The organism is uncultured Ruminococcus sp., from assembly GCF_946415235.1.
Classification (GTDB): domain Bacteria; phylum Bacillota; class Clostridia; order Oscillospirales; family Ruminococcaceae; genus Ruminococcus.
The window spans coordinates 1-10,273 of the sequence record NZ_CAMKRR010000105.1; the positions used below are offsets into that span (position 1 = coordinate 1).

Here is a 10,273-nt window from a genome sequence, read left to right on the forward strand (position 1 = left end):
GCAAGGAGGGCGACAAGATAATCATGCCCCGAAATGTCCACAGAAGCGCTATAAACGCCCTTATCCTCACGGGAGCTGTGCCTGTATACGTCAATCCCGACGTTAATGCAAAGCTCGGCATCGCTCTGGGTATGTCGGTGGCTCAGGTGGAACAGGCTATAAAGGAAAATCCCGACGCAAAGGCGATAATGGTCAATAATCCCACGTACTACGGCATATGCTCCGACCTTAAGAAGATAACCGAGCTTGCTCATGCTCACGGTATGCTGGTGCTTGTTGACGAGGCTCACGGTACCCATTTCTACTTCGGGGAGAACTTCCCCCTCACCGCTATGGCGGCAGGTGCGGACTGCGCTTCCGTGAGTATGCATAAGTCGGGCGGAAGCCTTACGCAGAGCTCCTTTCTGCTTCTCGGAAAGAACGTCAACGCGGACTATATGCGACAGGTGATAAATCTCACTCAGACTACAAGCGCTTCGTATCTGCTGCTGTCAAGTCTTGATATATCAAGAAAGAGACTGGCTCTCGGCGGCAGGGAGATATTCGCGCAGACAGTGGAAATGGCTGAATATGCACGCTCTGAGATAAACGAGATAGGGGGCTATTACGCTTACTCAAAGGAGCTCATAAACGGCGACAGCATCTATGACTTTGATGTGTCAAAGCTGAGTATATACACACTGCCTATCGGACTTGCGGGAATAGAGGTCTACGACCTGCTTCGTGACGAGTACGATATACAGATAGAATTCGGCGATATCGGAAATATCCTCGCGTATATCTCCGTAGGCGACAGAAAGCGCGATATCGAGCGCCTTATCAGCGCCCTTGCTGAGATAAAGCGCCGTTTCGGCAAAAGCGGTTCTGAGCTCCTCACACAGGAGTATATCAGCCCTGTGGTGTCGGAAACTCCGAGAAAGGCTTTCTATGCGGCAAAGCGCTCACTGCCCCTTGACGAGGCGGCAGGGGAGATATGCAGCGAGTTCGTAATGTGCTATCCCCCGGGTATACCGATACTTGCTCCCGGCGAGCTCATAACTCACGAGATAATAGAGTATATAAAGTATGCCAAGGAAAAGGGCTGCCAGATGACGGGCACGGAGGATATAAATATCGAGAGACTCAATGTTCTCGACCTGTGATGTGAAATAAAACGTGCAGAGCGTTTTGTTATATATTTTTCTTTTAAGGAAGGTAAAGTGGATATGAAAAAAGTAGGAATAATTATGTCGCTCCTTATGGGAGTAACGCTCAGTTTTTGCCTGTCTCTTACGGGCAATCTCACATCGGAGGACGGCTTCAAGCTTATACCGTTTCTTGTAAGCTTCGCCGTAAGTACGGTCATCAGTTTAATTATCGGTTTTATAGTGCCTATGAGGAAGATAGAGGACGGAGCCGTAAAGGCTATGGGGCTCAGGGAGCACAGTATGCCTGCAAACATCGTTTCTGCGCTTATATCGGATATTATATATACTCCGTTCATCACACTTGCAATGATAGTTCTTGCACGTAAAATGGCTATGAAGATGAGCAACGGACACGCACAGCTCCCGCCTTTCGCGGCAATGTTCATAAAGTCCCTCATAATCAGCCTTATTGTTGCATTCGTTATTATCCTTATCGTAACGCCGATATACATAAAGCTTTCCATGAAGCTTGCAGGCGTTGATCCCAAGGCAGGCAAGCCGCCTGTTGACAAATCATAATTCAGCTTTGCTGAATTATGATTTAAGCTGTTAGCTATTAGCCATTAGCCGTTAGCTTGTTGTAGGGGCGCACAGTGTGCGCCCGTATATTAAGTTGCGCGGGCGAACAATGTTCGCCCCTACAAGCGGCGAAGCCGCTTCCTGATGGCTAAAGGCGTCATGATTTAAAACGGAGGTATAGTATGGAATTATGGTTCACGGAGAGACATACTCCTAACGTAAAATTTTCAATAAAGGTGGATCATCAGCTCTACAGCGGAAACAGCGAGTTCCAGCGCATAGACATATTCGACTCCAAGGAGTTCGGCCGTTTCCTCACACTGGACGGGTACATGATGCTCACAGAAAAGGATGAGTTCATCTATCACGAGATGATAACCCATGTTCCTATGGCGGTTCACCCAAATCCTAAGAATATACTCGTTATCGGTGCAGGCGACGGCGGTGTTGTCCGCGAGCTGACACGATATGCCTCCGTTGAGAGCATTGACCTTGTGGAGATAGACGAGCTGGTGGTAGAGGTCTGCAAGAAGTATCTGCCTGCTACAGCCTGCCGCTTCGATGATCCGAGAGTCAATGTATTCTACGAGGACGGCGTGAAGTTCATACGCCGCTGCACAGATCAGTACGACGTTATCATCGTGGATTCCACAGACCCCTTCGGTCCGGGAGAGGGACTTTTCACAAAGGAATTCTACGGAAGCTGCTTCAAGGCGCTCCGCGACGACGGCATCATGGTCAATCAGCATGAAAGCCCCTTCTACGACGAGGACGCCGCAGCTATGCAGCGCTCACACAAGCGCATAGTGGAGAGCTTCCCCATAAGCAAGGTCTATCAGGCACATATCCCCACATATCCTTCGGGACACTGGCTTTTCGGCTTTGCTTCAAAGAAGTATCATCCTACCAATGACTATAACGGCACTAAATGGAGTATGCTCGGCATAAAGACAAGATACTACAACCCGAGGCTCCATACGGGAGCTTTCGCTCTCCCATGCTATGTAGAGGAGCTTCTCAGAGATGTTGAATAAGAATATACAGACTTTTATCGCCTGCGACAGCGAATACGAGGACGCAAGGATAGTCCTTTTCGGCGCAGGCTTTGACGGTACTACGAGCTTTCGTCCGGGCACAAGATTTGCACCTTCGGCAATACGCAGTGAAAGCTTCGGCATAGAGACCTACAGTCCGTATCAGGATAAGGATATGACGGACTACAGCTATTTTGACAGCGGCGACTTGGAACTCCCCTTCGGAGACACAGACCGCGCCATAGCCGATATAACTGACCGGGCGGGTACGATACTTGCGGACGGTAAGCTGCCCTTTATGATAGGCGGCGAGCACCTTGTCACTCTCGGCTCTGTCAGGGCAGTAAATGAAAAGTACAGTGACCTTTATATCGTGCATTTTGACGCTCATGCGGATCTCCGCGACGACTATCTCGGTCAGAAGCTCTCACACGCCTGCGTACTGAGGCGCTGCCATGAGCTTGTGGGGAACGGACATATATTCCAGTTCGGTATCCGCAGCGGCGACCGCGAGGAGTTTCGCTTCGCAGACGGGCATACGGAAATGCATAAATTCAGCTTTGAGGGACTTGAGGAAACAGTGGAGAAGCTCAGGGGCAAAAAGGTCTACTTCACTCTCGACCTCGATGTGCTCGATCCGTCCGTATTCCCCGGTACGGGAACTCCCGAGGCGGGAGGAGCCACATTTGACGAGCTGAGAAAGGCTGTGACACTGGTTTGCAGCAAACTCGATATAGTAGGCTGCGACGTGAACGAGCTGAGCCCCGTTTACGATCAGAGCGGAGTTTCCACAGCAGTTGCCTGCAAGATAATAAGGGAAATGCTGCTGGCGCTTTCATAATGTCAGAGAAAAAACGGTGATCGGTATGAACATTTTCAGAGCACAGGATTCAGCAGGGCTTACGGATATCAGAATGGCATATCTCCTTGAGGACTTTCCCGAAATGTCTGCTGAGACAGCTGAGCATATACGGGCAGGCCTGCCAAAATACTATGCTGAGCACCTTGAACGGGACTTCTTCGCATATATTGCGGAGGAGGACGAAAAGGCGGTAGGCTCGGCGTTTCTTGTAGTTAAGGCAATGCCGCCGAATTCAAACTTTCCAAACGGCAGGATAGGCGATGTGCTCAACGTGTATGTCAGACCCGAGTACAGGCGGCAGGGGATAGCAAAAGCTCTCATGGAGCTGCTTATCGCCGATGCAAAGGCTCTGGAGCTTGACTATATAGAGCTTAAGGCTTCTGCGGACGGATATCCTTTATATAAAAAGCTTGGCTTTAAGGACAGCGTTTCATCGTTCAGACCTATGAAGCTGATATTCTGAAAGGAAAACACAATGGTTATAATAATGCTGTTCCTTGCGTTGATCTTTTTGATCTTTGTTTTTATATTTCTTATATTTGAAATGATAAAGGAGAAAAAAAGAAAGCAGCGCTGTACGGAAAGTGTTTTTGCGGAAGTAGTCAGTCATACCGATGTCAGGTCTTATGACAATGATGACCATTCATATTACACTAAAAGGGCACCTCTTTATGAGTATTCCTACAAAGGTGAATTATGCAGACTTGCAGGCAGTACCGACGGTAAGTGGGTCAAGAAGATGAAGGTCGGTTCGCAGGTCGAACTCTTTGTGGATCCTGATAATCCGAAATCATTTGTTTGTCCTGAGGAAATACGTTTTGTCAGGATACACGGTATAAAAATCGCGTGTACGGTCATCGGAGTTCTGCTGCTGATATTTTTGATATTGGCGCTTCCGGTCATGATCGTCAATATCATATATTAAAAGCTGATCATGTTTTATCAGAAATATGCAATATAATATTTTAAGATACGGAGGAATCAAAAATGGGAAAATGTATGATAATCGGCTGCGGCGGCGTTGCGTCCGTAGCTATCCACAAGTGCTGTCAGAACAGCGAGGTATTTGAGGGCATAATGATAGCGAGCCGTACCAAGTCAAAGTGCGACGCGCTCAAGGAGAAGCTCCAGCCCACCACAAAGACTGTCATCGAGACCGCACAGGTAAACGCCGACAATGCAGACGAGCTCGTTGCTCTCATAAACAGCTACAAGCCCGACGTAGTGCTCAATCTTGCACTGCCTTATCAGGACCTCACTATCATGGATGCTTGTCTTGCCACAAAGACCCATTATGTTGATACTGCAAACTACGAGCCTCTTGATACTGCCAAGTTCGAGTACAAGTGGCAGTGGGCTTACCGCGAGAGATTTGAGAAGGCAGGCATCACTGCTCTCCTCGGAAGCGGCTTCGACCCCGGCGTTACGGGAGTATTCTCCGCTTATGCAATGAAGCATCAGTTTGACGAGATAAACTATATCGACATTCTCGACTGCAACGGCGGCGACCACGGTTATCCCTTTGCTACAAACTTCAACCCTGAAATAAATATCCGTGAGGTATCCGCAAAGGGCAGCTACATTGAGGACGGCAAGTGGGTAGAGACTGAGCCTATGGAGATAAAGAGAGTTTACAACTTCAAGGGTGTTGGCGAGAAGGATATGTATCTCCTCCACCACGAGGAGCTTGAGTCACTTGCTCTCAACATCAAGGGCATCAAGCGCATCCGCTTCTTCATGACCTTCGGTCAGAGCTATCTCACACACCTCAAGTGTCTCGAAAATGTAGGTATGACCTCTATCGAGCCTATTATGTACGAGGGTAAGGAGATAGTACCTCTCCAGTTCCTCAAGGCAGTTCTTCCCGACCCTGCTTCACTTGGCCCGAGAACAGTGGGCAAGACCAATATCGGCTGTATCTTCCGCGGAAAGAAGGACGGCAAGGACAAGAACTACTACCTTTACAATATATGCGATCATCAGGAGTGCTACAGGGAGGTCGGCTCGCAGGCTATTTCCTATACCACAGGCGTTCCCGCAATGATAGGCGCTATGATGATAATGACAGGCACATGGAAAAAGGCGGGAGTATACAACATCGAGGAATTCGATCCCGATCCGTTCATGGAAGCTCTCAACAAGTGGGGACTCCCATGGGAAGAGGACTTCGATCCTGTTCTTGTTGACTGATTTGAGACTGAAAAGAACTATCGTCCTAACGCTGTTTGCGGTTTATATACTGCTTGCGCTCAATCTCCTTTTCTTTATAAGGAGCAGTATGTGGAAGTTTTACACCTATGGCGAATACTTCCGCGAATATACCAATTTTCTACCGTTCCGCACGGTCATAGAATTCATCGGATATATCCGCAACAGGGATATCTATTACCTTGAACTCTCAAAGGACAACCTTGCGGGAAATCTGCTGATATTCATGCCGCTGGGAGTATTTCTGCCTGCTATATGGAAAAGGCAGAGGCGTTTCGGAAGCTTTTTTCTCACGGCTTCGGCTGTTATAATCGGCGTGGAGATAATACAGTTCATAACTATGTGCGGCGCCTGCGATATTGACGATTTTATACTGAATATGGCGGGTGCAGCCGCAGGATATGCATTAACAAGGATAAATATGATAAAAAGACTGACATTCATTGACGTCAGCCTTGCAAAAGGAGAACAGAAATGAAGAATTTCAAGTTTATAACAAAAATAGCTGCGGCAGCGGCTGCTTCGGCTATGCTCATGCTCACGGGCTGCGGAAAGACACTGGATCATCTTCCCGATCAGAAGGAAGCGGCTGTACAGTCGGGAAATACCATAGTACTTACCCTTCATACGGATCAGGCTCCCATAACCTGTGAGAACTTCGAGAAGCTCGTAAACGAGGGCTTTTACAACGGACTTACCTTCCACCGTGTAGTTGACGGCTTCATGGCTCAGGGCGGAGACCCCGAGGGCACAGGTATGGGCGGAAGCAAGGAGACTATCAAGGGCGAGTTCAAGGCTAACGGCGTGAACAACGAGCTCTCGCATCAGCGCGGAGTTGTTTCAATGGCACGCAACAGTATGAGTTATGACAGCGCTTCGAGCCAGTTTTTTATCTGCTACAATGGACAGTATGCCGATACTCTTGACGGAAACTATGCTGCATTTGCAAATGTTACCGAGGGTATGGAGGTAGTTGACGACTTCCTGAAGGTAGAGCGTGACGTGAACAGCAGCGGTGAGATCGCTGTACCGAAAACACCTATCGTTATGGAAAAGGTCGAGATGATCGAGCCCGACGAAAGCGGCGAGCCGAGAGTTAAGATCACAATGAACGATTTTCTCAAATGATGAACTACGGGTTTGATATTTCAAAGCTGCCGACTCCCTGCTATATAGCGGACGAGTCGGCGCTTGTTCACAATCTGGAGATACTGCGCGGCGTTTCTGAACGCACGGGCGCAAAGATACTCCTTGCACAGAAGGCTTTCTCATGCTATCATCTTTATCCCCTTATCGGAGAGTACCTTGCAGGCACGGCTTGCAGCGGACTTTTCGAGGCAAAGCTGGGACATGACGAAATGGGAAAGGAAAATCACGTTTTCTCGGCAGCTTACCGCGAAAGCGAGATAGACGAGATAATATCATACTGCGGACATATCATATTCAACTCCTTCACTCAGCTCGACAAGTACCGTGCCCGTGTACTTGCGGCAGGCAGGAAGATAGGTCTGCGTATAAATCCCGAATGCTCCACACAGGAGGGACATGAGATATACGACCCCTGCTCGCCGAAGTCGAGACTCGGCATAACACGCAGGAACTTCCGCACGGACGATCTTGCGGGAGTAACGGGCATACATTTCCATACTCTTTGCGAGCAGAACTCCGACGACCTTGAGACTACCCTTGACGCCGTTGAGGAGAAGTTCGGGGATATACTTCCGCAGCTTGAATGGATAAACTTCGGCGGCGGACATCACATAACCCGTGAGGATTACGATATACCGCGGCTTGAAAGGTGCATATGCCGTATGCGGGAGAAGTACGGGCTGGAGGTCTTTCTTGAACCCGGGGAAGCTATAGCACTCAATGCGGGCTGGCTCGTTACGGAGGTGCTCGACCTTACGGAGAACGATATGCCTATAGCTATACTCGATACCTCGGCGGCCTGTCATATGCCCGATGTACTGGAAATGCCGTACCGTCCGCCTCTTATGGGCTCTGGCGAAAAGGGCGAGAAGAAGTACAGCTGCCGACTCGGCTCTCAGACCTGTCTAGCAGGCGACGTTATAGGGGAGTACTCCTTTGACGAGCCGCTTCACATCGGCGACAGGCTCGTATTCGGCGATATGGCTATATACTCCATGGTAAAGAACAACACCTTCAACGGTATGCCGCTGCCTGCAATACTTCTGCTGAAAAGGGACGGCAGCTTTGAAACTCTTCGCAGCTTCGGCTACGAGGATTTTAAGGGGAGATTATAATGAACGGCATGAGCAGTCAGCTTGCGGACGAGCTTTTTGAATACGGCAGGACCCTGTGTCAGATGGGAAGATACGCCGAAGCAAGGGAGCAGCTTCTTCTGTCGGACGAGATCGGACATCTGAAGGATACGTACTACTGGCTTTACAAAGCCTGCAAGGGGCTCGGACAGTCGGACGAAGCAAAGAAGTATCTTGAGCTGTGTTATAATGAAAATGATTTTGACAAGAGCATTTCCATGCTGTACGCGGAAGAGCTTGCCGAAAGTGGAAAGTATAAAAGTGCTGTGGATGTACTGGAAAAAATAATGAGTATCCACGGCTGGGACGAGTATGCTGACGAGCTTATTTACGATATAAAGGAGAAGATGAAATGACCAATATATGAAAATGTTTTAGGGTGGATAAGAAATGAGTAAACGGAATTATGGAATTGATCTGTTAAGATTAGTCTTAATGTTCATGATATGTATCATGCATACAGTTGGCCGCGGACGATTATTGGATTATTATGAGCCTTGTACTTTAAAGTATAATATAAACTGGCTGATGTACGTACTTTCATGTTGTTCGGTTGACGGGTTTGCGATAATAAGCGGTTACGTAGCAAATGATAAGTCCACAAAATATTCAAGGCTCATAGAGCTATGGTTTCAGGTGTTTTTTTATTCATGTTTTATCACATTGTTTTTCCGTGTTTTAGGCTTTGCCGATGATTATGACAGTACTGAGATACTGACTTTGATTTTTCCTGTAACTTCAAAACAGTATTGGTATTTTACAGCGTATTTCGGAGCATTTTTCTTCTTCCCTCTGATCAAAAAGTATGTTTTTGCTATGAAAGCGGAAACTGCCGGAAAAATGCTGATACTCTTTTTCATACTGTTTTCAGTAATGGAAATGAATAATGATATGTTTTATTTAAATACAGGAACTTCATTGATATGGCTGATAATTCTCTATTGTATCGGAGCATTAGCCAAAAAATGTGATCTTTTCGCTGATAAAAAGACATGGTTTTTGATAATGATCTTTCTGATAAGCAGTGTAGTTTCATGGCTGGCGTATATAATTGGCGGATTGGATACATTATATATCCACATATCGCCAACAATGCTGTTAAACGGACTGATACTGGTTATTGTTTTCGCGCGGATAAATATAAACGGAAAAATAATAAAACATCTTTCTCCATTAGCATTTGGCATTTACCTTTTCCATGTAAACAGGATCATATGGGATGATTTTTGTGGTTCTGTAAAGGAACTGGTTTCTTCAAATACTATAGTTATGATCATTCAGGTAATAGGCATTTCTTGTTTTTTATGCGTTATGGGTCTGATCGTCGATTTCATACGCAAGAAATTATTTGATTTTTTACATATACATGAATTTTCAATCGCGCTGGAAGAGAGCTTCAAAAAAATAATAGGTAACTGTTCAAGATTATTGAGATGATTATTTGAGATTGGAAAAGACAAGTATTAATTGAAGGGAAAAGCAAAAATGACAAATATCTACTTTGTGCGCCACGCACAGCCTGATTACAGCTGTACCGACGCAGCCCTAAGACCTCTTACAGATGAGGGAGAGAGGGATACTGCCGAGGTAGTTGAAGCCATGAGTGCCATACACCTTGACTATGCTATATCAAGTCCCTATAAGCGCAGCTATGATACCATAAAGCAGACCGCTGCTGAGCACGGACTGGATATTGATATCGACGACAGGCTCCACGAGCGTATAAGCGGCAAAAACAGCAATAATCCCGAGATGTTCCGCAGGCGCTGGGCTGACCTTGATTTCTGCGAGAGCGACGGCGAGTGCCTGCGCTCGGTAATGAACAGGAACATTGCGGCTCTCAATGATATACTTGACGCTCATAAAGACGAGAACGTAATGGTGGGAACTCACGGAACAGCTCTCAGCACCATACTCCACTATTATGACAGCAGCTTCGGAGCCGATGATTTCATGCGTATCATCGACTTCATGCCCTATATCATCAGGCTCGGCTTTGAGGGCAGGGAGTGTGTCGAAAAAGAGGAGATACTCATAGTAAAAAAGAAATTCAAAGGCGGAACAAACCACTGATACGAAAAAAGGACAGCTCATGCTGTCCTTTCCTTTTATAAATCATAATTTATGCATTGATTACGCCAACCCAAAAGGAAGGGATTCCAAAGGGTTCACAACCCTTTG

General features: G+C 47.1%; 13 protein-coding genes. All 13 read left to right on the forward strand.

Annotated features, from left to right (window positions below; all coding sequences use genetic code 11):
- Positions 1–1,142: aminotransferase class I/II-fold pyridoxal phosphate-dependent enzyme (locus Q0R37_RS13390; protein ID WP_294755048.1), on the forward strand; the 1,142-nt coding region annotated here is incomplete at its 5' end.
- Positions 1,143–1,205: 63 nt separating this feature from the next.
- Entirely contained in the window at positions 1,206–1,706 is a 501-nt protein-coding gene (locus Q0R37_RS13395; protein ID WP_294755049.1) for a hypothetical protein, read from the forward strand.
- A 182-nt stretch (positions 1,707–1,888) separates the two neighbouring features.
- Positions 1,889–2,740 carry a polyamine aminopropyltransferase gene (gene speE, locus Q0R37_RS13400; protein WP_294755050.1) on the forward strand — a complete coding sequence of 284 codons (852 nt, stop codon included), beginning with the start codon at positions 1,889–1,891 and terminating at the stop codon, positions 2,738–2,740.
- Complete coding sequence (gene speB, locus Q0R37_RS13405) at positions 2,730–3,581, forward strand: agmatinase (protein ID WP_294755051.1); 852 nt, start codon at positions 2,730–2,732, stop codon at positions 3,579–3,581. Before speE ends, speB begins: the two co-directional genes overlap by 11 nt.
- A 25-nt stretch (positions 3,582–3,606) precedes the next feature.
- Entirely contained in the window at positions 3,607–4,065 is a 459-nt protein-coding gene (locus tag Q0R37_RS13410; RefSeq protein WP_294755052.1) for a GNAT family N-acetyltransferase, read from the forward strand.
- A gap of 12 nt (positions 4,066–4,077) precedes the next feature.
- Complete coding sequence (locus tag Q0R37_RS13415; RefSeq protein ID WP_294755053.1) at positions 4,078–4,527, forward strand: DUF3592 domain-containing protein; 450 nt, start codon at positions 4,078–4,080, stop codon at positions 4,525–4,527.
- 62 nt (positions 4,528–4,589) lie between these two features.
- Complete coding sequence (locus tag Q0R37_RS13420) at positions 4,590–5,792, forward strand: saccharopine dehydrogenase family protein (RefSeq protein ID WP_294755054.1); 1,203 nt, start codon at positions 4,590–4,592, stop codon at positions 5,790–5,792.
- A gap of 1 nt (position 5,793) precedes the next feature.
- Positions 5,794–6,288: a VanZ family protein gene (locus Q0R37_RS13425; RefSeq protein ID WP_294755060.1), complete on the forward strand. Its 495-nt coding sequence runs from the start codon at positions 5,794–5,796 to the stop codon at positions 6,286–6,288.
- On the forward strand, positions 6,285–6,938 hold the full coding sequence (locus Q0R37_RS13430) for a peptidylprolyl isomerase (RefSeq protein WP_366517442.1): 654 nt from the start codon (positions 6,285–6,287) through the stop codon (positions 6,936–6,938). Before Q0R37_RS13425 ends, Q0R37_RS13430 begins: the two co-directional genes overlap by 4 nt.
- The gene (gene nspC, locus Q0R37_RS13435; RefSeq protein ID WP_294755062.1) at positions 6,938–8,074 is read left to right on the forward strand and encodes a carboxynorspermidine decarboxylase; all 1,137 of its coding nucleotides are present in this window, start codon (positions 6,938–6,940) and stop codon (positions 8,072–8,074) included. The genes Q0R37_RS13430 and nspC overlap by 1 nt, the downstream gene beginning before the upstream one ends.
- Positions 8,074–8,448, forward strand: coding sequence for a hypothetical protein (locus Q0R37_RS13440; RefSeq protein ID WP_294755055.1), 375 nt, complete (start codon positions 8,074–8,076; stop codon positions 8,446–8,448). Before nspC ends, Q0R37_RS13440 begins: the two co-directional genes overlap by 1 nt.
- A 34-nt stretch (positions 8,449–8,482) precedes the next feature.
- Positions 8,483–9,529, forward strand: coding sequence for an acyltransferase (locus Q0R37_RS13445; protein WP_294755057.1), 1,047 nt, complete (start codon positions 8,483–8,485; stop codon positions 9,527–9,529).
- 48 nt (positions 9,530–9,577) lie between these two features.
- Entirely contained in the window at positions 9,578–10,165 is a 588-nt protein-coding gene (locus tag Q0R37_RS13450) for a histidine phosphatase family protein (RefSeq protein ID WP_294755058.1), read from the forward strand.
- Positions 10,166–10,273: the final 108 nt, after the last annotated feature.